Below are 26,230 nucleotides of genomic sequence, written 5' to 3' on the forward strand. Positions count from 1 at the left end.
TAATGACCAATGGCTTGCAGTTCGAGGCCAGGTTATTGTTCCAGGGTAGTCAGAATACGGCTGTCCAGCGACAGGATCTGCGTATCGACGTTGCGATCTTGCTCGCGCAGCGCTTCGGCATATCCTGCTGCGGATTCGGTTGTTGGTCGCAGGGTGTCGAATAACTGTTTGTCACTATGCAACACGATGACTTTGCTTTTGCCCAAGGTGGAATCGTCAACCTCGAATGCAATGCCTCCGTTTTCCTGGCTCTCTGGTATCGAATAAGCAACGCGTACTGACATGGGTCCTGTTTGGCCTTCCCTTAAGGCCGGAATGCCGTTTTCCTGGCGCGTCACATTGGGCAGCAGGTGGAATACGTTTCCTGAGACATCAAGAACTGAAACAGACAGAAATCCGTCCTGCGCATCATCTGGCAGTTTGACGTCGATCACCGGGTTCTGGCCGACGATAAAATCACCATTGGGATTTGGCGCGTTACCCTGTTCACCATTATAGAATGCGATCGAAATATCGCTTGTCGGTGCAGTTGGAAGATAGTTCTCGATCAGACACAGGGTAGGATTCAAGAGCGCAATCTGATCCAAATCCACGGGTCGCGTGCCAACAAGCGCCGTCAAAGCGGTTTCAAGCCCGATTAAGCTGTCCTGAGACGCCAGTGTGCCGCTCACCCGAACCGGGGTTTCAAGCCCGTATCCGGTTGTGGGCGGGTCAACCAATTGCAACGTGCCACAATCGGCCAAGCCTGCCAAAATTGGTCTGATCTCTGCTGCTGTAACGAATAGAGGTTCAAGTTCCAGATCAACTGTTCCCTGCAGCCCAGCAGGTAATCCTGCGGAAAAAAGCTGCTCCAACTCTGTGTGCAGGGCCTTGTTCGTGGTCTGTCCGGTCAACTGGGCGTCATTGCCGTTCACGACCAGACGCCATTCTTCCAGATCCATCACCGCATCTACGACATCGCTGACGGCGCTTCCCCAGGTTTCTGAAATGTCGCCCGATGCTAATGTCAAATCGACCGTACCGCCATCTCCGGTAATCTCGCGTGTCATAGCATCCCGAGTTTCTTCCGATGGCACGAACCCGACCGCACGGGGGGGCTGCCCATCGCGTTTGTCCGCTACCAATGTGTAGGGCGCGACGACGGGGTATGACGGGCCCAACAGACCATCGAAGGTGCCGCTTAGATAGCCGCCAATTCCGGCCCCGCCGACGATAACAACGCCCAAAGTGGCCATAAGTCCTGTCCGCGACTTTTTTGCGGTTGCAGGCTGAGAGGGCTTCGGTGTCCGCACTTCCTGAGTAGGCGTGGATTCAGGCGCGGCCATCGCAGGTGCGGGAGCGCTACTTTTTGGAACAATTATAGTGGCATCTTCATCAGTGTCAGGGATTGCCCTATCAACTGGTTCTGATCGTGCAGAGGCAAGCGCCCTTAGTACATCACCGGCCGATTGAAATCGGTCATTTGGATCCGGGGCGGTCATCTTGTCGAGAATGAATTTCAGTGGTTCGGGCACATTTGTTGTGTCCAGGGGCTCTTTCTTGCTTTCGACAACCTCCAGCAGGTTGCGCCCTGAGTTTGCTTTTTCGCCCCGGAAGTTTGCAAGTAGCAACGCGCCCAAAGAGTAGATATCTGTGCGTTGATCGGTTTTACCCGACAACTGCTCGGGCGCTGCATAGGCATATTTACCGGCAAATTCACCACCCACGATGGTCTCCGCGCCAGGATTGGTATCCTTGGCAATACCGAAATCGATAATCACCGCCTGTGCAGGATCGCCGTCACGTAGGATGATATTATCCGGGCTCAGATCGCGATGGACGATATTGCGGGCATGGGCGGCCTCCAATCCCTCGCACACCCGTTTGCACACAGTGAGAATTTCAGGCGCAGACATCGGACCCTCGGCCAGCTTCCGGTCCAGTCCGGGTCCGTCAACGTAATCCATAACCAGATAGACATGTCCGTCGGCGGTGCGGTTGTTTTCAGAATACCGCACAACCGCGTCGTGGCGGATGTCGCGAATTTCTTCTTCTCGGGTCAGAAGGACAAGATAATCGTCGTTACTGGAGAATTCGGCCTTCAATACCTTCAGTGCGGCAAGGCGCCCCGAAATCTCGGAGCGTGCCCGGTAAACGTCTGATGTTCCACCCCGCCCAAGGATCGCTTCGATCCGATAGGTATTGTTCACCAGATCGCCCGGCTGAAACAGGTCGCCTGTGCGGGATTCAGTCATGCCGCCCTCGAATTTAGTTGTTATCAGAGGAGACTAAATCAGCCGAGAGCCTGAAATTCAACGCGGCGATTTTCATCTGCACGCGGGTTATCCTTATTCAGAGGTTGTGCTTCACCGACGCCGAGCACTTCCAGGCGTTGGTCCGAGATGCCGCAATCGCTGACAAGAAAGCGTTTGACCTCTTTTGCACGCAACAGAGACAGGTTTTGATTGTATTCCGCAGATCCTGCGCTGTCGGTGTGTCCGATAATCTGAAAGACATTCACGTCGACGTTCTTCATCGCCTGACAGAGCGAGGCCAATTTCGGTTTTTCATCGTCCCGCAGTGCGGCCGAGGCGAAATCGAAACGAACTTGAATGTTGACCTGATCTTCCGTTGCGACGGGTTGATACTCGGCGGGCGCTGCTGCAACAGTGGTTTCAGCGGTGTCTTGTGTAGTTTCGGTGCCGGAATTTGAGGGCACGATCACGAGTCCGCGTGTTTTTTGTTTGTTGAATGCGTCGGTGATTTCGTCGGCTGTCAGCTCATTTGACTGCGCCAGTGCAAATTGTGTCGCACATACAACCACAAAAGCCGAAGCCCCGATAGTTTTCATCGATGAAAATGCAGGCATTACTGATGTCCTTCCATATTTGAGACAAAGAGTACCCCTGCCTCTGAGCAGCGACAATGAAGAAAGTCACATATGAGATTAACAATTTCGGGCAAAGACGTGACATCCTGTCCGTCGACTTCTAGGTTGATGCACAAAGGCAGTGAGACACAGGAAAACACAGCAGATGCGCACCGTTCCAGCGATAATCCTTGGTGTGGCGATAATCCTTGCCCCGATCATCTGGTATGTCTTCCCTATAATAGTCCCTATTGAAAGTGATTTTGAGGGGCCCGCAATCGACTCAGGCGCCCGGATCGAGATTGAAATGCTGAGCCAGCAAGTCGAAGACATGCGCAATCAGATTGAGCAGTTATCTCTGGAAATCTCCCGATCGCAAAGCGGTGGACCTTTGTTGCAACAAGGTGCCGACGGTTCCGATGATTATGGCTATGACAGCACCACACCAAACGACATCATCGATGCCTATGCTCAGGTTGTTCTGATTGCCAATCGTAAAAAGGTGAATCAGCAACTTCAGCTGGCAAATTCAACATTCTTGAAAGAGACGTTTGGTCTGCCGCGCGAGGACTTAACAGACAGTTGCCAGTCAATGACTAATCCGCGTCTGGAAAGTCTGCTGATCCTTGAAGAAGTGGGGCCTGTTCGTGTGCGGATGCTGAAACCTGCAATCGATTCCCTGCGCACTGTATTCGACAATATCCGACGGACCGATCCTGATTTGTTTGCCCGTATTAATACGGCAGGGTCTTTGTGTGTCCGCCGAATTCGAGGAGCGACATCCTCAGCCTCGGCGCATGCTTATGGACTTGCTGTTGATCTTAACATCGACGGTGTGCTGGACACTTTGGGCGATGGAAAAACTCAACTTGGCCTCACTATCCTTGCCGATTTTTTCCGCCAGGAAGGCTGGGTCTGGGGGGCTGCATGGGGGCGCGAGGATTCCATGCATTTCGAAGTCAGTCGAGACAAGATAGAAGAGTGGCTGGAACAAGGTCTGCTGTAGTTGCGCGTTATGTGAAGTTGGACACGGACTTCAAAGCCACTAAACGTGATACCCAGAACAGTAATTCCAACGAGTTTTCGTAAATGGTAAATACAATCTTGCTTTGGCGTATACGCTGGGTTTTTCTGAGTACTGTTTCTCGCCTTCACCAAAGGTCACCAATGTCGAAGCTACTGCCTAGGAAGTTTCAGCGCCTCCAAAATATCAGTGTGATATTTTCACTTGCCGCCGGCAGCTTGAACATTCTTGCGGATAGCGCCTGGGCGCAAAGCGCGTCCAACATTGCGCCTTCGACGTTTCAGCCACAAAATCAGCAAAGCACTGGGCCAGTGACTGTGGCGCGGGATCCGGGTGCTCCGATCCCGGAGGGCGCGGACCGGTTATTCGTGACGGTTGGGCGGGTCGATATCGAAGGTGCTCTGCCACAGATGGAGAGTGCAAATACCGCCTTTGTTGAGCGGTTGTCGGGCAAGCGCGTCGCGGCGTCTGAAATCTTTGCGGCGACCAACCGTCTGGAAAGTGCGTACGCCAATGCCGGGTTTGTCCTAAGTCGTGTGGTTTTGCCGCAGCAGACTCTGCGCGACGGTGGAACCCTTCGCATTGTTGTGGTTGATGGGTTTGTCGAGCGTATCGATGCCCGGAAGGTTCCCGAACAAGTTCGCGACCGGGTGGTGGCGATCACTGAACCACTGATCGGCAAACGCGGTATCAGGCTGCAAGAGATTGAGCGGGCACTATTGCTAGCAGGTGATACATTTGGAGTTCGGCTGGCATCGACCCTATCAGCTGGGGACGCCAATGGCGGAACGATTCTAACACTGGACGGAGAATTCAAAGAAATTACCGGCTCATTTGGGTTCGACAACACGTTATCGGATGAGCTTGGTCCCGTGAACCTGAGTCTGGGGCTTGAGATGAACGGTTTTCTCGATCTTGGAGAGACCTTCTACTTCAATGTGGGCGGGTCACCTACGCGGTTTTTCTCGAGTGACCCTGAATACCGAATAGTCGCGGCAGGTACCGTATTCCCGATTGGCTATGATGGTCTGACGTTTAATGCAGAAGTAACATCCAGTAAGGCGCGCCCCGAAACAGACCTTGTTCCGAATGAAAGCGAATTCGAGAGGTTGTCTCTGAGGCTGTATTATCCTTGGATTCGATCGAGGCAGCTAAATCTGACATCGCAGCTGATCTTTGACCGTATCAGCGATTCTCAAGATTTGCTGATCGGATCAGATTCAGTTCCGGTATACGACGACGATACAAGCGTCTTGCGCGCAACATTAGATGTTACGCGAAACTATGATAATGGGGCATTCTTGCGCGGCAGTGCTATCCTGTCTCGTGGGTTAGATGCATTTGGAGCCAGCACATCGGTCGGGCCTGATGAAGCACCTTTGTCTCGGCAGGGTGCCAGTGCCGAATTCACCAAACTCGTTTTGGCCGGTCAATATCAGCGCCCGATAAATGCCAATTGGTCATTGAATCTAAGCGGCCGCATTCAATCTAGTTTTGGCGATCCGCTAGTTACATCTGAGCAGTTCAGCGTCGCCAGCTCGAGCGAGCTGTCAACGTTTGACGCGGGCTCGCTACGTGGTGATGATGGTTGGGTCGTGCGGTCCGAAGTGGGACGATCTCAACAGATTGAACTCGCCGGAGTTCCGCTGCTGTTGAAGCCCTATATCTTTGGTGCTTATGGGGAACTGGGATTAGAACAGCCTACGATATTTGAGCAAAGCACCACCACGGCCTATTCCTATGGGATCGGCGCTGATTTGTTTATCATTGAAAACTCGACCTATAAGTCGGGTTCGTTACGAGTTGAGTATGGGAGAGGTGAACGCGATGACCTGGGAGCTGATGGAAACCGCTTCAGTATCGTTGCGAGCCGGAGATTCTGAGCGCACCGACAAGATACTTCGGACTGCGATAGTTTCAGCCACGGCATTGCTTTGGGGCACGACTGCGATGGCGCAGTCCTTGCCGACAGGTGGTTCCGTGGCCTCAGGCAGTGCGACAATTTCGCAGCCCAGCAGCACACAACTGGACATAACTCAAAGTTCAGACACCGCTATTGTGAACTGGAACGGATTTTCGGTCGGTTCCGGTTCGACGGTTAACATTCATCAGCCCAGACAGCAGAGCGCCATCCTGAACCGGGTGACGGGTGATACCACTAGCCAAATCCACGGGCAGCTGAATGCGAACGGGCAGGTGTTTCTAGTCAACCCCAATGGCATTTTCATCGGGCCGAACGGTCATGTAAATACAGGCGGATTTGTAGCCTCGACCCTCGCTATCTCGGATGATGATTTCCTGAACGGGAGATATCGTTTCGAAGGTAACGGAAATTCAGCTTCGGTTGAGAATGCCGGAACGATCTCCATCGTTCCCGGTGGCTATGCGGCGCTGATCGGCGGCAAGGTATCTAACTCGGGCTTGATCAGGGTGCCATTGGGCAAGGTCGGTTTGGGTGCTGGTGAACAGGTAACCCTTGACGTCTCGGGCGATGGGTTTTTGCAGGTAGCGGTTCCATCGGATAGCGATGATGCCACGATGGACGCCTTGGTCACCAATTCGGGGCGGATCGAGGCTGAGGGTGGTCTGGTTCATCTGAAAGCAGCCAGCGCGCGCGATGCCGCGCGGCAGGTGATCAACATGTCTGGAGTGATTGAGGCGAAATCCGTCGGAGGCGTCTCCGGCGCAGTTGTTTTAGGTGGTAGCGGTGGAGCGGTTCGTATCAGCGGAACAATCGACACTTCGACCCGCGAGACGATTGTTGAAACCTCGTTGCGCCCAAGGGTTCGTGCGCAAGAGGGTGGAACAATCACGATCACGGGTGAAGCGATTGCATTAGCCGGTGCCACGCTGAGCGCTGATGGGGCTGGTGGTGGTGATGGCGGCACAATCTTGGTGGGCGGAGACTATCAGGGTGGCGGTACGCTGCAGACAGCGCAGACAACCAATGTGGACGCAAGCTCTACCCTAACCGCCGATGGTGGTGAGGAGGGCAATGGCGGACGCATCATCGTTTGGTCTGACTATTCTACGATCTTCTCAGGCTTCAACTCAGCCCGCGGGGGCGAACAGGCGGGTGATGGCGGATTTGTCGAGGTTTCTGGTAAAATCGAGCTCAGCTACCGAGGACTGACCGATACGCGCGCGCGCAGCGGTTCTCATGGGACGTTGCTGCTTGACCCGTCTAATATTTTTATCAATTCGAGCGGCGCTCTCGGGACAGTCGACCCGGCGACGATCGTTGCCAACCTCGACCTTGGTGATGTTATCATCACCACTGCCGGAACCGGAGAGCTTATCCCCGGCAGCGGCCCGCCAGTGGATTTGGGTGGGCCTGACGGCCAAGCGGGGGACATCACTGTCGAAGAGGCTGTTGTCTGGGCTAGCTCTTCCAACCTTACCCTACGTGCGGACAACGATATTGATATCAACGCCGCTATTACAGCGCCTGATGGCGGATTAACGATCGATGCGGTTGGTGACGTTGAAACCGGCTCCGGCGGTGCAATCGATGTTGCGTCGTTCACTCTGGAAAGCGGCTCATGGGATCAGAACGGCGGTGCGATCCCGTCCTTTTCGGCGGGCGATTTTTCGATCACGGACGGGGCCACATTCCTGAGGGCGCTGGGTGGTAGCGGAACTGCCGCCAGCCCCTATCAGTTGACGGATGTATATGGCCTGCAAGGAATAGACAGCACGGGGCTGGATGCTGACAGCTTTGAATTGGTGAACAACATCGATGCGTCTGTCACATCCGGCTGGTCCGGAGGATTTGACCCAATCGATACTTTCTCGGGGTCATTGGATGGAAATCGGTTTGCGATTGATGGGTTAAATATTGATCGGGGCGGTAGCACTGCCATGTTCGGAATTATCGAAACATTGGGATCAGTTTCCAACTTGTCCGTAACCGATGCAGATATAGATGGCGAAACCGCGGCTGTTTTGGCTGTGTTCAACGACGGTTTGATAAGCGGGGTCTCAGTCGATGGATCGGTTACTGCCGAAGGCGCGGGTGGCGGATCTGTAGCGGCAGGTTTGGTTGTTACGAACACCGGTACAATCGAAGACAGTTTTAGTACAGCTAGAGTCGAATCCATCTTTCCTATCGACGCGTCCAGTACATTCTTATCCGCGGCAGGACTAGTCGGTGACAATGTCGGGACTATCGAAAGGTCTAACAGTTCCGGCCCCGTCATTTTATCCAGTCAAACGGGTGGTGGAGTCGCTAGGGGCGCGGGTTTGGTGACGTTTAACAGGGGTATTATCCGAGATTCATACTCCACATCAGACATTACGGCCGTCAATATTGATGATACCGTAACCATCGGCGGTCTTGTGGTGAACAACGATACAGACCCTGATTTTGGAACTGTCGGAACAATCGAACGCACATTTGCGACGGGCGACATAACCTCGAACGGGTCGGCGTCAACAACCTTCGGCGGTCTGGTTGTTTTTAACGATCCCTCAGCCTCGGTTACGGCTTCATTCTGGGATAGCCAAACTACGGGGGTCAGCACCAGTGACGGTGGCACTGCACTGACCACATCGCAGCTGCAGGACACCGAGAGCTTTTACAGAGGCGCCTCTTCTCAGGGATGGGATTTCACCACCGTGTGGGCACCGGGAACCGGCAGCACAAACCCTGCAAATTACACAACTTCGCCTGTGCTCTTCGCCATACCTGACGATGTTGCCGTCCCGGCCGGCGAGACATCTAGCGCCTCAACGACCGGTACAGTCTATGGCGGGCCATCGCTTTATCGGTTTGGTCCGGCATCCGATACGCTGAATACTTCCAGCGTTTTCAGTCCGTTGAATTTCGCCAGCACTTCACCCGGGGCGACGACCTTTACATTGGGCAGAAGTTCAGTTACCAGCAGCGGCGGGCAGGTCTTTACGATTGCTGCTTTGCCGGGGGCGGCCGTCATTACAAACGGCACGATTATTACAGTTCCTCCGACGCCTACAATTGAGGTTACGCCGACAGTCGACACTACAATCACCGGCGGAGGTGGCGGAGGCACAGCCGTGACAACTGTCGCTGAGGCAGAAGCCGCGCTGGGGACGGTCGAAAATGTGTCGCAGGAATTTGACGAAGAGATTGCATCCTGTGCCAGCAGTGGTGAAAGCGTTAGCGAATATCTTGCCTGTCTGGCCCAAGCGATGGATGAGTATGCTGCCGATCTAGATGGGATCGTTAAGGGCCTACCACCAGGACTGGATTCCGTTGGGGATATCATTCGCGGTGCCAGTGCTGGGATCCGCGAAACTGGCGAAGAAGCCAGCCGCCGTCTGTCGCTTGCCACGACCGCAGAGGAACGAAACGCGATTCGACGCGAAGCTGTCCAGCAGGCACGGCGTCAAATTCGTCAGGCTCAGAGGGAGATCCGAAAAGCTATCACGTTGATAAGAGCAAGCGATCCCGAACTTGCCATCATCCAGAACCAGCAGGTAGAAACGATAGTGGCGGCTGTTGGTCAGGCGGAAATCGGACTGACGCGCGCCATCGGTCTCTAAGACGTCGGAGAACTTAGCCAGTGTACCTGAAACGTTGCCTCGCGGCGCTTCTACTGTTGATGTTCGGTGCTTCAATGGCACTGGCTGACAAACGTGTTGCGCTAGTCATCGGCAACTCGGACTACTTGTCAGTGAGCCCGCTGGACAACCCGATCAACGATGCGTCCGATCTGGCCATCGCGCTTGAAGGGCTCGGGTTTGAGGTGTTTCTGGGCACCGATCTGACGCATGATGAAATGCTGTCACTCGCAGAATCTTACGGTGCAACTGCGGCGGATTCCGATGTGTCGCTGCTTTTTTATGCAGGCCATGGGTTTCAAGTGGGCGGGCGCAATTATCTGGTCCCAGTTGATGCTCAGATCACGGAACCGGATGACATTCCGGAACAGACGATTCAGATGGACGAATTCGTTAACCGAATGGAACGGTCAGACGGCATTCGACTGGTTTTTCTTGATGCCTGTCGAGACAATCCTTTTGAAGGCACCGGAATTGAGGTTGGCGGTGACGGGCTGGCACGTGTTGGCAGCGCCGCGGATTTCATGTTTGCTTACGCGACCCAACCTGACAACGTGGCCTATGACGGCACTGGTCGAAACAGTTTTTTCACCGAAGCGTTGCTGAGCCATATCTACACGCCCGGACAGGACATCTCGGATTTGATGATTTCGGTCCGTAAGGATGTTCTGGCTTCAACGGGGGGACGTCAAATTCCTTGGGACAACTCGTCTTTGACGCGGCAGTTCCGTTTTGACAACAGCCCCGTTACTGCCTCGGAAGAGACGTTGCTGTGGCAGGTTGCGGCTAATGCGCAGGATGCCTCGCTCATGCAGCTTTACATAGATCGCTACCCGCAAGGCGCACATGTGAACGAAGTTGTGGCATTTCTGGACCGGGCAGGGCAGGCGCAAACGCTAACCCGCGCGGTGACCGTCGAAGAGGAAGACGAGCAAGCCGAGCGTCTTTGGAAACTTGCACAGCGCAGCCGCATGCGCCCGCTGCTCGAATTCTATCTGGAGCAATACCCCAACGGTGCTCATGCCGGTCAGGCGCAGCGCTTAATTTCATCAATTCCGCGCCCCGAAGACAGTACCCCGGGCGGTATATGTGAACGTCTTGCGACCCATCCCCGAGACCGAACGGCCAGCATCCCTGGGGTGCCATTCAGCCGCCTTCAGGAAAACGCATTGACGGCTATACAGGCCTGCAGTGCTGCCACTGCGCAGACGCCTGATCTGTCGCACTACGTAGCCTTGTTGGCGCGGGCAACCATTGCTGCAGGGGATGTGGATCGCGCCGTTACGCTTTACAAGCAGGCGGCTGAGGCAGGTGACTTGCGGGCGATGGTTTCGCTGGCTCAGCTGCATGAAAGCGGAACAGGGGTGCCACAGGATCAGGACATGGCGCTGTCTCTCTACGAACGCGCGGCAGAAGGCGGCAGTTTTGACGCCATGATCAATTTGGCCGTGACACTATTCGAAGGGAATATCGTGCCTAAGGACGAGGCGCGCGCGATCGCGCTATTGCAGCAAGCCGCCGAAGGTGGATCAGCTAAAGCAACCTTCAACCTTGGTGTGCTGGCGCAGGAAGGGGTTTCCGGAGAGCCAACAGAGGCGCTGAACTACTTTGAGAAAGCCGCACGTGATGGTGAATATCAGGGATATCTGGCGGCGGCAATCTTGTTGGATGAGGGGCGTGGCATTGCACAAGACCCCGTCGAAGCCGCCCGCATGTTGCTGCGGGGTGCGGCAGAAGATAACGGCACGATTGTGAACCAGTTGTCACTGGCCTCGGATCAGTGGACGCGGGATACTTTGATGGAAGTGCAAAAACTGCTGCAAAAAGCCGGCTACTACTCCAGTACCATCGACGGTGTGCCAGGGCCGAATTTCATTTCAGCCCTGCAACAATGGCGCAGCGGCGGGTTCAATCCGATTATTCTGGCCGGGGATTGAGCCCTTGTTTTTCAATTGCGGTTAATTCACCGGCACAAATTCGATCCGACGATTGCGCCGTTTGCCTTCGGCCGTATCGTTTGAAGTCACAGGACGGCTTTCACCATAGCCGACGGTTACAAGACGTTCGGGTGCGATACCCTGATTGACCAGATAGGTGTTGACGGCTTGCGCGCGACGTTCGCTGAGCACCCGATTTGCTGAATCCGAGCCGTCACTGTCTGTATGGCCTCCGATCTCGATCGTCAGTTCAGGACAGCGATCAACGATATTGTGCAGGTTGGTCAGCAGCGGGATGGACGCATCTGACAAGCGGGCGCTACCCGAATTGAAGTAGATGTTGCCTGTACGCGAAAGAATTTCCATGCGGCCTTCACAGGCTTCGCGGTCAAGATTGCCTTTGGTTTCAAGCGCTGCGGCCCCGGGGGTCGTCGATGCCGCGACAAGTTGCGGAGGGGTGCCCGCTTGCGCCCGGTCGAACACGAAGCCAAAGCTGACGAAACCGAAGGGCAGGATGTCAACGCCCGCAGCCTCTTGCAGTTTGCCCCGCCCTTCTTCGAGGTTGAAATCGGGCAGTGCGATTGCAATCGGTGTAGTATTTGCCACAGCGACACGGTCATTGTCGACCAATGTGATGGCAACCTGCGCGACACCGTCCTTTGTTACGCCGTGCAGCGACAAGGTATAGGGCAGGTCAATGATTTTGTGACGTGCCTGATGCAGGTCAACCAACTTTTCAGGTGGAAGCTGCGCTGTGATGACAGCCTCAGGGTAATTGAAGGTCTCAAAAAACAGAAATCGCATGCGCACATTGCGCAGATCAATGTTGGTGTCGACGCTGTCCATCAGAACTCTGATCTCTGCGGCACCATCCGGGTTGATCACACCTGTGAGTGTTGCAAATCCACTGTTTTCAGCCACCGAATTTTTCTTAACGGACAAAAACTGCAATTCGGAGGTTTCGGCATCAAGCGTCCAGCCATGCTCAAATGGATCAGCGCTCTGTGCCGATGCGGCATTCGAAAGTACCAAGAGCGCGATGGCAATAAGAACTCGCATCAAGGTTGAGCGTGGCATGTGTGAACCTCTTCCTATGCTTGATACTCAATTCGGAATATGTCAGTCCGTGGCCATAATAAAGCCAAAAGACACATATAACCAATTTCTAGCTGGCTTGATGTCTCGGCGTCACGGATATGCTAGGATGATGGTGGCAAAGGATCTGGCGTGTTTCGCATTTATTACGTTCTGATTGCGATGATATCGATATCATGGGCTGCTCAGGCAGGGGCTGAGACGCGTATTGCGCTTGTGATTGGGAATTCTGCCTATGGTTCGGTCTCGCCGTTGGACAATCCGGTCAATGACGCAAAGCTGATTTCGGAAAAGCTAACTGACCTTGGCTTTGATGTCCGAAATCTGACGGACAGTAATCAGATTGAGATGAAAAGGGCGATTTCCCAGTTTGGCCGCGACCTGCGTCAAAGTGGTGAAGATGCGGTCGGGCTCTTTTACTATGCCGGACATGGCGTACAGTCATTTGGTTCGAATTACCTGCTGCCGGTCGATATCTCACTCAGTGATCCGGCTGATCTGGACTTGATGGCAGTTGAAGCGCGTTCTGTCCTGCATCAAATGGCATCAGCACATAACAAGACCAATATCGTCATTCTTGACGCTTGTCGGAACAATCCATTCGAAAGTCTTTCGAACATGGATGACAATGGCCTGGCCGAGATGAAGGCCCCGACGGGCACTTTTCTTGCCTATGCCACCGATCCCGGTGGGGTTGCACTGGACGGCGAAAAAGGCAACAGCCCGTTCACACTCAGTCTGGCAGAACATATCGAAACACCGGGCATGGCCATCGAACAGTTGTTCAAAAAAGTTCGCGTTGACGTACTGCAAGAAACGCGCGGCCTGCAAACCCCTTGGGATACATCGTCTTTGACACAGGATTTTGCATTCTCACCGCAGATCCAAACGCAAATTGCCAAAAATCAAAGTGAAGATGAACTGTGGCAGGAAGCGATTACCACACGCGACCCTGTTCAAATCATGCTCTTCATGCGGGCGTATCCCAATAGTTCGCGTGCCGAAGAGGCTAGCAGTCTTTTGCAGACGGTTATGGCAGAGTCCTTTGGGACATCCCCGCTGCTTGGAGCGAATGCGCCGGAGCAGCAGGAGGAAGTTGCCGAGGCTAACGAGACAGAACGCCTGATGTATGAGCTCGCTCTGGCCGACGATACCGTTCACGCCTACGAAGTGTATTTGCAGAGCTTTCCCGAAGGTGTGTTTTCGAGCAAAGCGGAGGACCGTCTGGCGGCCCTGAGGTATGGACAGGAATCCGTGACACGTAAGACTGCGCCCGATTCCGACGTGTCAGAGCCCCAAGGCGGGGTTGATGCGTCAGCAGATGTACTGGTTACGCTGGACTCTCTGCTTGATTTTGGAAACGCGTATGTACGCGGGCAAACCATCAATCAACTGGTGGTGGGCACGCCACAATTTCCGCCAATCGAGGGGTTGCCGGACGAGTTGTGGAAAGGCCAGAACTGCTCCAATTGCCATCAATGGACACCCGAAGCCCTTTGCGATCAGGCACAGACCTACGTGAATCGCCCCGAGGCCGGGAATGTTACCAAACAACACCCCTATGGAGGTGGCCTAAAGGTCAATCTCCGCCGCTGGGCTCTTGGTGGGTGCCAGGGTTAATGCGCTGAGGCGGATCAACCCGACAGTTTGGCAAGATCGGCACTCAGGGCGCGGGCTTCAGCGATGCTCTTTTGTAATGCAGCCAGTTTAGCATCCGGGGTTGCACCGGTAGGCGCGTCATTCAGCACACGGTCGATGCGGGCAGCCGTTGCGGCGTCGTCCCCTCCGATTGCATCGCGCCGTTGAAGAATATTCAACTTCAACTGTGCCAATTCGGATTCAGAATTCCGGATTTGCGCGGCGAGGGCTTCGTTGCGCGCCTCTGCGGTGGCCACATCCCCCTCGGCAGCAGCGATGCGATCATCATAGGCTCCGGTTGTGATACCTGAGACTCCGGCAAAGAAACCGCCGTCCGCCGGATCGGTCGTGGTCTGACATCCGGCCAGCAATAGGCAGGGCAGGGCGGCGAAACGAGTTGCTGTGCCTTTCGTCATAGCGAAGATGCCAGATCGTTTGCGATCCCGCGCATTTGCGTGATCTGGTTCGATAGGGCGGCTAAATCTCCGTCAATCGGTGAGGCGGTCTGACCGCGTTTAATCGTCAGGTTCCGGGCCTCATTGAATTCAGCCTGACGTTTGGTCGCTCCGTCGATGGCAAGCTCCATCTGAGCAAGATTGCCATTAGCCTCGGCAAGTTCTTTTGTGACCTCCGCCTGATCGGCTGTGCCCGCTGCTACGCTGGCGTTCAGTGCATCAAGTTCGGCTCTTTGCGCCGCAAGAACCTGGTTCATAACGTTCAGCGTCGTTTGCATTTCACTGGCATTGCGATCCAAATCTTTTTTGATTTGCCTCAGACGTGCCTCGCGACCAGCATAGTTGCGCTGAACGAAGGCGACGTAGGTTCCGGCCAGGGCACCCGCCCCGAGGCCAACCGAAATACCTGTCCCAATATCGTCACTACCGCCAAGGCCGAATCCGATCGCGCCACCGGTGACACCACCTGCGATGGCACCTTGCAGGATTGTTTTCTGCATCGCCGCGGCTTGTTTCGCCAGATCGGCCTCAGCCTGCGTTGCTCCTGTGGGGCCAGTCGCAGGGGCCGAGGTCTGACTGCTATCCCCGCAAGCCGTGAGGGCAAGAGATACCGCAACAAGTGCAGCACCTATTCGGGAGGGATGAGATCGGTCAGCCATTGGTAACTTCCTTTTCTACTATCTTCTGCCTGCGAAACGTGCCGCAAAAAAAGAGCTGCGTCGTTTGTCATTCGCGCATCGGCGATGTTCAGATCCCGCGGTGCTGATGCTTTGCTTATTATTGACGCATCAATGCCAGGAGGGAAGAAGATGACAGCGCGATTTAGAACTTCTTCGTAGTAGCTTCGGCTTTGGTCCAGACGGCGCAAGATGATTCCGCGCGATCGATAGATATCATAAATGTCGTTGCGCGCCTGTTGCAAAATGGGCAAGGCGTTTGCGTCGGTACGGGCAATATCCTCGATTTGCCGCAATGCATCTTCGGCGATACCAAGCGTGCGTTCCAGGCTGCGCAAGGCCACAATATCGGTGCGTAGTCTTTGCAGCGTGGTGGTGGCCAGAAAAATCGACACTTGCGCCGCGTCTTGAAGCAGGCGGTCAGCCGAGGCAGTTTCGCGTTCTGGCAATTGGCTACGATAATTGTCCAATGCTGGACCCAGGTCGCGCGTCTGGGGGTCATTCAAATACCCCAGAGCTACCAATGCCGAGGCAATTTTGTTGGGATCGGCTTCGGTTAGCGAGGCGTTGATCGGCGCCAGTGAAGCTGCAGGTTCCGGTAGGGGAGCGGCTATCCTTTCGCGCGCAAATGAAGCAAACAATCCCTCCGGGTGGGCCTCTAGGTATCCCTCGAAATCCTGTGCATTCGAACTGGAAGCGATGCGCCGCCAATGTTCCAGATCAATGGTGTATTCGTCTTTGGGGGCACTGCCAGCCAGAACCGGCGCAAAGCTATACTCATCCAGAACGGATTCTTCGACCCAGGGAATTTGGCGTCCATCTGTCTCAAGAACGACCTGTTGGCGCACGCGACCCAACATCAGCCGCACGTCCAGATTGGGTGTCGCAATGTGATCGAGAAGACCTGAAGTGAAAACGCTGTTTTCTTCCAATCCATCATAGGCCACATTGCCGGGGTCAGTGGCATAAGCGATCAGCAAACCGGCTCCGCCACGAATTCTGACCAGCCCATTTTCGACCATCCCACTTTCAGTGAACGGGTTGTTGCGACAAGCGTCCAAGAGCAAGATCCCGATATCTGGTCCGGCCCTGGACATCACATCGCGCACCAAATCTAGGGTCATCGAGCTTTGCCTGAGCGCCGATAGATCGTTGCCTGCAAAATCTGTGCCAATCAGATGATTTTCTCCTCCGATCTGGACACCGTGTCCGGCGTAGAAGAAGACCGCCATCTCAGCACCCTTCGCCGCGACGCCGAATTTCTCTACTGCCCTTTGCATGGCTTCTGCGTTCTGATCCGTGGCTTGGGTGACGGCAAATCCAAGCTCCTCCAGTGCAGCGCTCAAGGCTGCGACGTCATTTGCCGGATTGCGCAATGACATTTCTGGGGCTTCATAGTTTGAATTGCCGATTAATAATGCCACACGCTCTTGGGCATATACCTGCGTCGCAAAAAACAAGACGTTCAAGAACGTCATTATGAGAAAAATGCTAGTTGGCTTGGCCGGATGGAGCGGGCTCATGCAGTTAGGTTAGCGCAATAGATTGAAAATTTACAATTGGAGTTTGTATGGTTTGGTTCGCCCGCAAGCTATTCTGATAGATCGGCTCCATTGAAACTTTTTTGACCGCAAAAATCGCTGAGATCAAAGACAGTACCGTCAAAGGGCAGAGTGAGCAGAAACCTTGGGGAAAGCTCTGCATTCATGTTGTTCCAGAATGATTTTTGTTGCGCCAGGTCTGAGCAAGATCAGCATTGAGGCTGCAATTCCTGTAAACGATGACTGATCTACTACAAGAATTCACGCCAGATTACTGACTCTACTACCATTTGAGCTCCACGCGTCAAATTAATATGCTTTCCCGCTTTTTCCCACTTGTGATGCCAGCTGCGAGGGATGGAGGGGGCCGTCCGAAGTGATCATCCAATTGGACAAGGTTTTGTCCATATGACGCATGCGATGCCGTAACATCTCCTGCGTCATTTGGGTGAGGACCTGCGAAAACTCAGGTCGTTCTGCGACGTTTTCCATTTCGCCTTTGCCTTTGTGGTCAAAAAGCAGGGGTGGTAGGTCGGCTCCGAACTGTACAAGCGTGAACCGATCGTCGCGCAGAATGCCAAGACAGCTGTCCGAGATGTCGGTGCCAAGCGTCTTCTGCCAAAGGGTTGGCGCGATTGGGTCCGCAAAATCGAGCTCAGAGAAAGAATATTTGCGCCAGTTCTCAGGTAGGTTCCCCTCAAGGAACGGCATCAAAGTCATGCCATTCATTGCGTCATGAGCTGGTTGCCCAACCCAATTGAGGATCGTTGGGACAATATCGATGCTCTCCGTTGGCTTCGAGATCTGTGCGCCTTCGGCACCGCCCGGCATCCTGACAATCAGGGGTGTATGGTATGCCGCGTCATATACCGACATCTTACCCCAACTATGATGGTCACCCAGCATCTCGCCATGATCGGCTGTGACTACCAACAATGTGTTGTCGTATTGGCCGCTGTCTTTCAGGAACTGCACGACACGACCGATGTGGTGATCAACTTCGGTTGCGAGGCCCAGATAGATAGACCGAAGGGTCGCGACGACCTCGTCAGTCGGCTCGAGTTCGGGGAAACCTTCGACAAATCCTGCGACAGTACTGTTTGCCCTGGTAGGTGCGAAGAACGGATGGAGCGCGTCTTCTGCTTGTGCTGAAGCATGGCGCGTTGGATTCGGCAGTTTGGCCGGATCATACATTTGGTTGTAAGGGGTTGGTGCGACCAGCGGCGGATGTGGTCGTAGATAAGTAAGATGGGCGAACCATCCTTTGTCCTGATCTGCATAAGCTGGCATGGTTTCCAGAAACCGGTCAGTCAGAAATGCCGTGTCACTGTCTTCTGCAGCATAGAGCGCAGGATCATTCAGTTTCGGAGCGTCCCCGGTTGGCGAGACGGGTTTAAAAACATCAAAATAGTCGTCGAAAACATATCCTTTGTTCTTAAGGTGTGATCGCCAGGGAAAAGACATCTCCATGCGCATCTCCACCATTTCCTGAAAACCTGGCAGGTGAAACTCGTAAGAACGCAGAGCCGGATCATTGGCGTCAAATACGCGCGGGTCCTGCGAGGTGTCGGTGTATCCAAAAAGCATAGGAAGGTAGCCTGCCTTGCGCATCTCTGATGCGATCGAAGGCGTGTCGTGGCGAAGAGGCGTGCCGTTTCGAACCGAGCGGTGGTTCATCGCATATTGCCCCGTCAGCAGCGATGCTCGCGAAGGCCCGCATGGATTTGTAACCGAGAAATGACGGGTGAAGGTGACGCTGTCTTTCATCAGCGCCCGCAAATGGGGTAGATCAACGTGGTTCGCCAGCGCACCAAACACACAATCAGCCCGCATCTGGTCGGTGATAATAAAAAGGACGTTTCTTTTGTCGTGCATCGTTTGACGCTCCAGATGAATTGACCGACGGCTCAGTTGATGTCAGGAATCTAGCTGTTGTGATTCTAACTTGCTTGTGCCGAGCAAAGAATGCGCTGCACGCCCTGCCAAAATCCACATTAAACATCAAAAATCAACATATGGACGCAAGAATTGTTGCGTTTGTAAAATATTGTGGGATAACGTGGAAGATGCGAGGGATATTGTGGAAAGCGGATGTCGCAGACACATCGAGAAATTGAGCTTCTTGAAGCGCTGAGGCGCCTGGGTGGCTCTGCGCGGAACACAGATCTGGCGAAAGCGCTCGACGTTTCCGAGGAAACAGTACGGAGAACAATCAAGTCCCTTTCCAAAACCGCAATGGTGGCCCGCGTGCGTGGTGGTGCTTATTTGGTGGGCACACAGAACGACCCCAGCTTTTTTCGGCGCATTACTCAGCGCCCGACAGAAAAGCGGCTGATTGCCAATGTCGTTAGTACGCTAGTATCTGACGGCATGACCCTTTTTCTTGATGTTGGATCGACCACTGCATTTGTCGCGGAAGAACTGCGACGGCATCAAAACCTGACAATCGCGACCAATTCGATTGGAGTGGCCCAGACACTGGTCAACGTGAATGGTAACCGGGTGCATATTCTTGGCGGAGAAATGCAGGCCAATGAGCGTGGTGCCTTTGGTCACGTAACCCATAGACAGGCCCAGCGACTGGTATATGACATGGCGATCCTCAGTGCGGATGCCGTTTCACCACGCCGAGGCTTTTTGTATCACAGCAATGCAGAGGCAGAGCTTGCGCAGATCGTGGCGGAATGTGCCGACCAGATTCTGATTGCATTCGACCACGGCAAACTCAGCGAATCTGCGCCCTTCGTAGGACCCGCCCCGCGCCAGATTAGTCATATTGTGACCGATAAAGCGCCTAGTAAGGCACTCGCGCAATCACTGGATGCCTGGGGTATCAAAGCAGTAATTGCAGATGGATCGTATTGAATGTTGAGCCCTTCAGAAATGGTTAGATCGACTACGGACGGGAAAACACATGCAGAGCATGCGACGCAGATTGCAGCTTTGGCCGCTGACGCAGCTCGGGGTTATTTTCGTGGCCGTCTGGGCGTTGAATTCAAAACCGATGAAAGCCCTGTGACTCAGGCAGATAAAGGCGTCGAAACCATCGTGCGTGCCTATCTGGCTGAGCACTTTCCAGAAGATGGAATATTTGGTGAGGAACAGGGTGCCGAGGGGTTGAATCGTGATCATGTCTGGATCATCGATCCGATTGACGGCACCCGTTCGTTTCTGTCAGGCCATCCTTTATTTGGCTTCTTGTTGGGTTTGCTTGTTAAGGGTGAACCTTTGCTTGGCGTGATTGGAATGCCCGCACTGAATGAATGTCTGCTTGGTATCAAAGGGCAAGGGGCCATGCTAAATGGCCAGTCGGTTTCAGTCAGTGGAACAGAGAGTTTGAGCCACGCAGTATTCTTCGTGAATGAAGGAGATAAGATTTACCGTGATCACCCTGATTTGTTCAGAGATTTGATGCATTCCGGTCAAACCCGAAGGTTTGCCTACGATTGCTATCCCCATGCCCTGGTTGCGATGGGGCACGTTGATGCGGTTATTGACTATGACCTACAACCTTACGATTTTCTTCCGGTTGCGGCTGTCATCGAAGCTGCCGGTGGTGTGATTACTGATTGGAATGGTAATCCGCTTAATCTGAATTCGGATGGTCGTGTGATATCAGCCGCGACGCCTGCATTGCATGCCGAGCTATTGGCCATGACCCTGGGACGCTAGATGGTAAATGGCAGATTTCTATTTGAATTTGTGCGCGCGGCGATGCTGATGGTTTTGTCGTTCATGTGGTGCGTCGTGGCACAAAGTTCAGCCTTGGTGCAAACCTCTACAGGGAGGTGGCAGGCGCATGATCGACCCGGTTGAGATATTGAATCCGAATGGCAAGGGTCGTGTCGTGTTGTTGTGCGAGCATGCAAGCTCCACAATACCCGAAGCCTATGACGAATTGGGCCTTGCCGATAAAGACAGGTTGAGCCACGCGGTTTGGGACCCTGGTGCGCGTGAGGTTACATTGGCCTTGAGTGCCGCGCTGGATGCGCCCGCCATACTATTGCGGGTTTCGCGGTTGGTTTACGACTGTAACCGTCCACCGGATGCGCCAAGTGCGATACCGGAAAGGTCCGAGCTGATTGAGGTTCCGGGAAATCAGAATCTGAACCAGTCACAGCGCGATGCAAGAATACAGTCTGTCTATGGACCATTCTGTGCGGCCGTGTCAGGCGTTTTGGAAGCCCGCAACAACGATCCGGTGGTTGTGACGATACACAGTTTTACGCCGATATATTACGGCGCAAAGCGTGCGGTCGAAATCGGGCTGTTGCATGATGAAGACAGTCGCCTGGCCGACGCGATGCTGGCGCGGAAAACTTTACTTTCGCATCGTCGGGTAGAACGGAATGAACCTTACGGACCCGGCGATGGGGTTACACATTCGCTCAGGTTGCACGCCCAGTCCCGTGGATTGGCGAATGTCATGATCGAAGTGCGCAATGATCTGATGCGCTCTCCGGAGGATGTGGCGGAGATCACGGAAGAGCTATTGACGCTTCTTCAACCTGCCATAAAGGAAATCGCTCATTTGGAGGAATTGTCATGGGCGGAACGATGACTTTTGAGGACCTTCAAGCGGAGGTCCAAGACGGCGCAATCGACACTGTTTTGGTCTGTTTTGCAGATATGCAGGGACGTTTGATGGGGAAACGTTTTCACGCGGCGCATTTTGTTGCGGGTGCTTATGAGGAAACGCACTGTTGCAATTACCTGCTGGCAACTGATCTGGAGATGGGAACGCCGGATGGCTACGCTTCGACTTCCTGGGAGCGGGGCTATGGCGACTATGTTATGAAGCCTGATTTGACCACGCTACGGCCGGTACCGTGGCTGGAAGGTACGGCACTCGTGCTGTGTGACATTCTTGATCACCACACACATGAGGAGGTCCCTCATTCTCCACGCGCGATGCTTAAATCGCAGGTAAAACGCCTGAATGCGCTTGGATATGATGCTAAGATGGCAACTGAGCTGGAGTTTTTTCTCTTCGAAAAGAACTTTGATGAAATCCGCAAAAGCGGGTTTCGGGATCTGGAGCCGATATCGGGTTACAACGAAGATTATCACATATTCCAAACCACAAAGGAAGAACACGTGATGCGCCCGATCCGCAATCATTTGTGGAATGCTGGGATTCCGGTGGAAAATTCGAAAGGTGAAGCAGAGACCGGTCAGGAAGAGCTGAATATCAAGTATGCCTCAGCATTGGACACGGCGGCTTATCACACAATCGCAAAACACGCCGTCAAAGAAATCGCGTGGCAGCAAGGCCATGCGGCGACATTTCTGCCGAAATGGCACCATGACAAGGTAGGCAGTTCGTCCCACGTTCATCAATCGCTTTGGAAAGAGGGTTCAAATGCGTTCTTTGATCCAAGCGACAGTTTGGGCATGTCTGAAGTAATGAAGGCCTATACCGCCGGTTTGTTGAAGTATGCGCCAGACTACACCTACTTCATGGCGCCCTACATCAATAGCTACAAACGGTTCATGAAGGGTACTTTTGCACCGACCCGCATCATTTGGTCGGTGGATAATCGTACTGCCGGATACCGACTTTGTGGCGATGGTACAAAAGCTATTCGTATTGAGTGCCGGATCCCTGGCTCCGATATGAACCCTTATCTTGCCATGGCAGGCATGCTTGCCGCAGGTATTGCAGGTATTGAACAGGGCCTAGAGCTTCAAGCTCCAACCAAAGGTGACGTATATCAGGGAGAATCCGGGATGATTCCGGGTAATCTTCGCGATGCGCGTGACGCGTTACACGGATCTACGATGCTTCGCGCGGCTTTGGGCGACGAAGCCATCGACCACTATACGCACGCTGCTGAGGTGGAAATCGAAGAATTTGAACGTGTCGTGACTGACTACGAGATCGCGCGCGGATTTGAGCGGGCATAGCTCCGTATTGCCCTCGGAACGTCGCTCGTTGGGTTTATGGGACTTTCTTTGAATAGACAGGGTGGAATCCCTGCATCTGGAGAACTGGCATGGATCAGGTTTTGAAATGTATCTCACCGATTGACGGGTCGGTATTTGCAGAACGCGTGGCTCTGTCACGGGATGAGGCCTTTGCTGCGGCAGAGCGCGCCCGAGGCGCACAGGCAGTTTGGGCTTCGCGCCCGCTAGAAGAGCGGATCGATTTGGTTATGGCTGGGGTTGCCGCTGTCGGGGCGATGAATGATGAAATCGTTCCTGAAATCGCAAAAATGATGGGCCGCCCGGTGCGCTATGGTGGCGAGTTCGGTGGGTTCAATGAACGCGCTAGCCACATGGCATCTATTGCCTCGGAAAGCCTTGCTGATATCGAAGTGGGCGAGGATGCGACCTTCAAACGCTATATCAAGCGTGTTCCGCACGGTGTGGTTTTTGTTGTAGCCCCTTGGAATTATCCGTTCATGACTGCGATCAACACGGTGGCTCCGGCACTGATTGCGGGCAATGCGGTTTTGCTGAAACACGCAACTCAGACACTGATAGTCGGGGAACGTATGGCGCAAGCATTTCATTCTGCGGGCGTGCCAGAAGGCGTATTCCAGAATGTTTTCCTAACCCATGAGGTGACCAATGATCTGATCGCAGGCAATGCGTTTGATTATGTAAACTTCACAGGTTCCGTCGGTGGTGGAATTGCCATGGAGAGAGCTGCCGCAGGAACCTTTACCGGAGTCGGGACCGAGCTTGGAGGAAAAGATCCCGGCTATGTGATGGAGGATGCCGATCTGGACGCTGCGGTTGACACCCTGATCGATGGCGCGATGTTCAACTCTGGCCAATGCTGTTGCGGCATCGAACGTATCTATGTGCATGAAAGTCTCTATGATCAATTTGTTGAGAAGGCCGTCGAGATTGTAAAGGGATACAAGCTTGGCAATCCTTTAGATGCTGAGACGACGATCGGGCCAATGGCCAATTTGCGGTTTGCTGCGGAAGTCCGGGCGCAGATATCAGAGGCTCTCGCAGATGGAGCTGTCGCGCATATCGATCTGTTTGCCGAAGATGATGGTGGCGCGTATCTGACGCCGCAGATTTTGACAAACGTCAATCATGATATGCGTGTGATGCGTGACGAGAGTTTTGGCCCAGTTGTTGGCATCATGAAAGTGTCTTCAGACGATGAAGCTGTTGCTTTGATGAATGACAGCGAGTTTGGGCTGACAGCAAGTCTTTGGACGCAGGACGTCGACCGGGCAGCCCACATAGGTGATCGGATCGAGACTGGCACGGTGTTCTTGAACCGGGCAGATTATCTTGATCCCGGTCTTTGCTGGACGGGTTGTAAAAACACCGGACGTGGCGGCGGATTGTCGGTCATTGGTTATCACAACTTAACCCGACCAAAGAGCTATCACCTGAAAAAGGTGACTAAGTAATCTCTGTGGCAACGCAGACATCACATGTTGGGTGCATGCACCCTTTGAATTGAATAGGTGAGAGAATGAGCATCACGGGAAACTGGTCGTATCCGACCGCGATCAAATTTGGCGTTGGGCGCATTTCTGAGTTGGCGGGTGCCTGCAAGGATCTCGGAATAAACCGCCCGTTATTGGTGACGGATAAAGGATTGGCCAATTTGCCGATCACGGAACGCGCGCTCGATATCCTGGAAGCGGAGGGTCTTGGTCGCGGTTTGTTTTCTGATGTGGATCCGAACCCATCAGAGTTGAATCTGGCGGCGGGTGTGGACGCCTACAAAGAGGGTGGCCATGATGGGGTCATTGCATTTGGCGGCGGGTCCGGTCTCGATCTCGGTAAGATGGTGGCATTCCACGCCAATCAAACGCGTCCGATCTGGGATTTTGAAGATGTGGGCGATTGGTGGACACGTGCGGATGCCGATGTAATTGCGCCCATCATTGCGGTACCAACCACTGCGGGTACGGGTTCGGAAGTTGGCCGTGCGAGCATCATCACGAATTCACAAACTCACGTCAAAAAAATCATCTTCCACCCGAAAGTTTTACCCTCGGTTGTGATTTGTGATCCGGAATTGACCGTTGGCATGCCCAAGTTCATTACGGCTGGCACCGGTCTTGACGCCTTTGCTCATTGTGTTGAAGCGTACTCCTCGCCACATTACCATCCGATGAGTCAGGGTATTGCACTGGAAGGCATGCGCCTTGTCATCAACAATCTGCCGCGGGCCTATGCAGACGGTACGGACCTTGAGGCACGGGCCCATATGATGAGTGCAGCAGCCATGGGGGCCACGGCCTTTCAGAAGGGACTAGGTGCTATTCACGCCTTGAGTCACCCGATCGGCGCGATCTTTAACACTCACCACGGCACCACAAATGCTGTGTGCATGCCGGAGGTTCTCAAGTTCAATGCGGACGTCATTCGCGATCGCTTTAATCTGGCGGCTGGTTATCTGGGTATTGATGGGGGATTTGAGGGCTTTCAGAGCTTTGTGCAGGACTTCAATGACGGTTTTAATATTCCGCGAAAGTTGTCCGAGATGGGCGTAACTGTAGACAAGATGGATGCGCTTGTGGAAGGGGCAATCTCTGACCCGTCTTGTGGTGGCAATCCAGTGGAACTGACACGCGAAAATTTGCGCCACCTGTTTAATGCGCTGATTTAATACACGTCATTTGAGCACGGGCATCATCATAATTATCCTTGCGGCGGCAGTTTTGCATGCCGCTTGGAATACGATCGTTAAGGCAGCCGGTGACCGAACAGTGACGTTGGGGCTGGTCGCGCTTGGGCATGTTTTCCCGGGCCTGATCTTGGTGACCTATCTGCCTTTTCCAGCCATTGAAAGCTGGCCGTATTTGTTGGGATCAACGGTGATCCACTTCGGGTATTTTTATATGCTCGGTCAGGCATATAAACATGGCGATCTCAGCGTGGTTTACCCGATTGCGCGCGGCATCGTGCCTGCATTGGTTTCGCTTTGGGCAATGCTCTTTGTGGGTGAGGTGCTGCCCGCACAAGCGTGGTTGGGCATAGCGCTGATCGCGGGGGCTATTCAGCTATCCAGCTGGGCGGCGTTACGTCAGGGCGTTGGCCGCGCGGCATTGGGATTTGCCCTAGGAACCGGAGTGTGTATTTCAGCCTATTCGCTTGTCGATGGTGTCGGAGTGCGCCTGTCCGAAAATACGCTTGGGTACTGGGCTTGGCACTCTCTGTTGCATGTTTTCATAGCGGCTTTTGTTGGTATCAGGCGTGGCAGGGCGATGTTGACGTTACCTGCTAAGACATGGGTTATCGGGCTCACGGGTGGATTCGTTTCGATGACAGCCTACGGTCTTGTCCTCTATGCAAAAAACTTCGCGCCTCTTGGTGCCGTTTCGGCTTTGCGGGAAACGTCCGTGATATTTGCGGCTCTGATTGGGTATTTGCTGCTTGGTGAAGGTCACCCGGTCCGTCGAATCATGGCTGCAATCATTATGGCTGTCGGCGTGGCATTGATCGCTTTGGCGTCCTGAGCTGTCAGGAAGTAATACAACAATCATTTTGTGC

19 protein-coding genes are annotated in these 26,230 nt (G+C 53.8%); 12 read left to right on the plus strand and 7 right to left on the minus strand.

Translation table 11 applies throughout. The features are described from left to right. Positions 1-32: 32 nt before the first annotated feature. Positions 33-2,234, minus strand: a complete 2,202-nt coding sequence (locus tag G7G_RS0120840) for a serine/threonine protein kinase (protein ID WP_010443414.1) — start codon at positions 2,232-2,234, stop codon at positions 33-35. Between the two features lie 38 nt (positions 2,235-2,272). After that, on the minus strand, positions 2,273-2,848 hold the full coding sequence (locus G7G_RS0120845; protein ID WP_010443415.1) for an OmpA family protein: 576 nt from the start codon (positions 2,846-2,848) through the stop codon (positions 2,273-2,275). A 166-nt stretch (positions 2,849-3,014) separates the two neighbouring features. On the opposite strand from G7G_RS0120845, the gene G7G_RS0120850 reads away from it, so the two are divergent. The 4 genes from G7G_RS0120850 to G7G_RS0120865 all read left to right on the plus strand — a co-directional run bounded on the left by G7G_RS0120850 (position 3,015) and on the right by G7G_RS0120865 (position 11,350). Beyond that, positions 3,015-3,854 carry a M15 family metallopeptidase gene (locus G7G_RS0120850; RefSeq protein ID WP_010443416.1) on the plus strand — a complete coding sequence of 280 codons (840 nt, stop codon included), beginning with the start codon at positions 3,015-3,017 and terminating at the stop codon, positions 3,852-3,854. A gap of 209 nt (positions 3,855-4,063) precedes the next feature. After that, positions 4,064-5,755, plus strand: a complete 1,692-nt coding sequence (locus G7G_RS0120855) for a ShlB/FhaC/HecB family hemolysin secretion/activation protein (protein ID WP_050806486.1) — start codon at positions 4,064-4,066, stop codon at positions 5,753-5,755. Further along, the gene (locus G7G_RS23480) at positions 5,700-9,395 is read left to right on the plus strand and encodes a two-partner secretion domain-containing protein (protein ID WP_010443418.1); all 3,696 of its coding nucleotides are present in this window, start codon (positions 5,700-5,702) and stop codon (positions 9,393-9,395) included. Before G7G_RS0120855 ends, G7G_RS23480 begins: the two co-directional genes overlap by 56 nt. Before the next feature lie 20 nt (positions 9,396-9,415). Continuing rightward, positions 9,416-11,350, plus strand: a complete 1,935-nt coding sequence (locus G7G_RS0120865; RefSeq protein ID WP_010443419.1) for a caspase family protein — start codon at positions 9,416-9,418, stop codon at positions 11,348-11,350. Between the two features lie 21 nt (positions 11,351-11,371). On the opposite strand, the gene G7G_RS0120870 is transcribed toward G7G_RS0120865, so the two are convergent. Then, positions 11,372-12,427, minus strand: a complete 1,056-nt coding sequence (locus G7G_RS0120870) for an OmpA family protein (RefSeq protein ID WP_010443420.1) — start codon at positions 12,425-12,427, stop codon at positions 11,372-11,374. 150 nt (positions 12,428-12,577) lie between these two features. Between G7G_RS0120870 and G7G_RS0120875 the strand changes: the two genes are divergently transcribed. Further along, the gene (locus G7G_RS0120875) at positions 12,578-14,065 is read left to right on the plus strand and encodes a caspase family protein (RefSeq protein ID WP_010443421.1); all 1,488 of its coding nucleotides are present in this window, start codon (positions 12,578-12,580) and stop codon (positions 14,063-14,065) included. A gap of 14 nt (positions 14,066-14,079) precedes the next feature. Here G7G_RS0120875 and G7G_RS0120880 read toward each other — a convergent pair whose 3' ends face one another. From G7G_RS0120880 to G7G_RS0120895, 4 genes are all read right to left on the minus strand, one after another. Then, complete coding sequence (locus G7G_RS0120880; protein ID WP_010443422.1) at positions 14,080-14,499, minus strand: hypothetical protein; 420 nt, start codon at positions 14,497-14,499, stop codon at positions 14,080-14,082. Continuing rightward, the gene (locus G7G_RS0120885) at positions 14,496-15,197 is read right to left on the minus strand and encodes a hypothetical protein (protein WP_010443423.1); all 702 of its coding nucleotides are present in this window, start codon (positions 15,195-15,197) and stop codon (positions 14,496-14,498) included. Before G7G_RS0120885 ends, G7G_RS0120880 begins: the two co-directional genes overlap by 4 nt. Then, entirely contained in the window at positions 15,167-16,693 is a 1,527-nt protein-coding gene (locus tag G7G_RS23800; RefSeq protein WP_010443424.1) for a caspase family protein, read from the minus strand. Before G7G_RS23800 ends, G7G_RS0120885 begins: the two co-directional genes overlap by 31 nt. A gap of 372 nt (positions 16,694-17,065) precedes the next feature. After that, positions 17,066-18,631, minus strand: a complete 1,566-nt coding sequence (locus G7G_RS0120895; protein WP_010443425.1) for a sulfatase-like hydrolase/transferase — start codon at positions 18,629-18,631, stop codon at positions 17,066-17,068. Between the two features lie 216 nt (positions 18,632-18,847). Here G7G_RS0120895 and G7G_RS0120900 point away from each other — a divergent pair, with 216 nt between their 5' ends. The 7 genes from G7G_RS0120900 (at position 18,848) to G7G_RS0120930 (ending at position 26,196) form a co-directional block, all read left to right on the plus strand. Next, positions 18,848-19,621, plus strand: coding sequence for a DeoR/GlpR family DNA-binding transcription regulator (locus G7G_RS0120900; protein ID WP_010443426.1), 774 nt, complete (start codon positions 18,848-18,850; stop codon positions 19,619-19,621). Between the two features lie 18 nt (positions 19,622-19,639). Continuing rightward, positions 19,640-20,428, plus strand: a complete 789-nt coding sequence (locus G7G_RS0120905; RefSeq protein WP_120981296.1) for an inositol monophosphatase family protein — start codon at positions 19,640-19,642, stop codon at positions 20,426-20,428. Positions 20,429-20,555: 127 nt separating this feature from the next. Next, entirely contained in the window at positions 20,556-21,317 is a 762-nt protein-coding gene (locus tag G7G_RS0120910; protein ID WP_010443428.1) for an N-formylglutamate amidohydrolase, read from the plus strand. Then, positions 21,302-22,663 (plus strand): glutamine synthetase family protein, encoded by a 1,362-nt coding sequence (locus G7G_RS0120915; protein ID WP_010443429.1) that lies wholly within the window; start codon positions 21,302-21,304, stop codon positions 22,661-22,663. Before G7G_RS0120910 ends, G7G_RS0120915 begins: the two co-directional genes overlap by 16 nt. Before the next feature lie 89 nt (positions 22,664-22,752). Next, entirely contained in the window at positions 22,753-24,135 is a 1,383-nt protein-coding gene (locus G7G_RS0120920; protein ID WP_010443430.1) for an aldehyde dehydrogenase family protein, read from the plus strand. 65 nt (positions 24,136-24,200) lie between these two features. Continuing rightward, entirely contained in the window at positions 24,201-25,346 is a 1,146-nt protein-coding gene (locus G7G_RS0120925; RefSeq protein ID WP_010443431.1) for an iron-containing alcohol dehydrogenase, read from the plus strand. A gap of 10 nt (positions 25,347-25,356) precedes the next feature. Continuing rightward, a complete protein-coding gene (locus G7G_RS0120930) occupies positions 25,357-26,196 on the plus strand; it encodes an EamA family transporter (protein WP_010443432.1) in 840 nt (279 codons plus the stop codon). Positions 26,197-26,230 lie beyond the last annotated feature (34 nt).

Source organism: Ruegeria conchae (assembly GCF_000192475.1).
In the GTDB taxonomy this organism is placed as follows: domain Bacteria; phylum Pseudomonadota; class Alphaproteobacteria; order Rhodobacterales; family Rhodobacteraceae; genus Ruegeria; species Ruegeria conchae.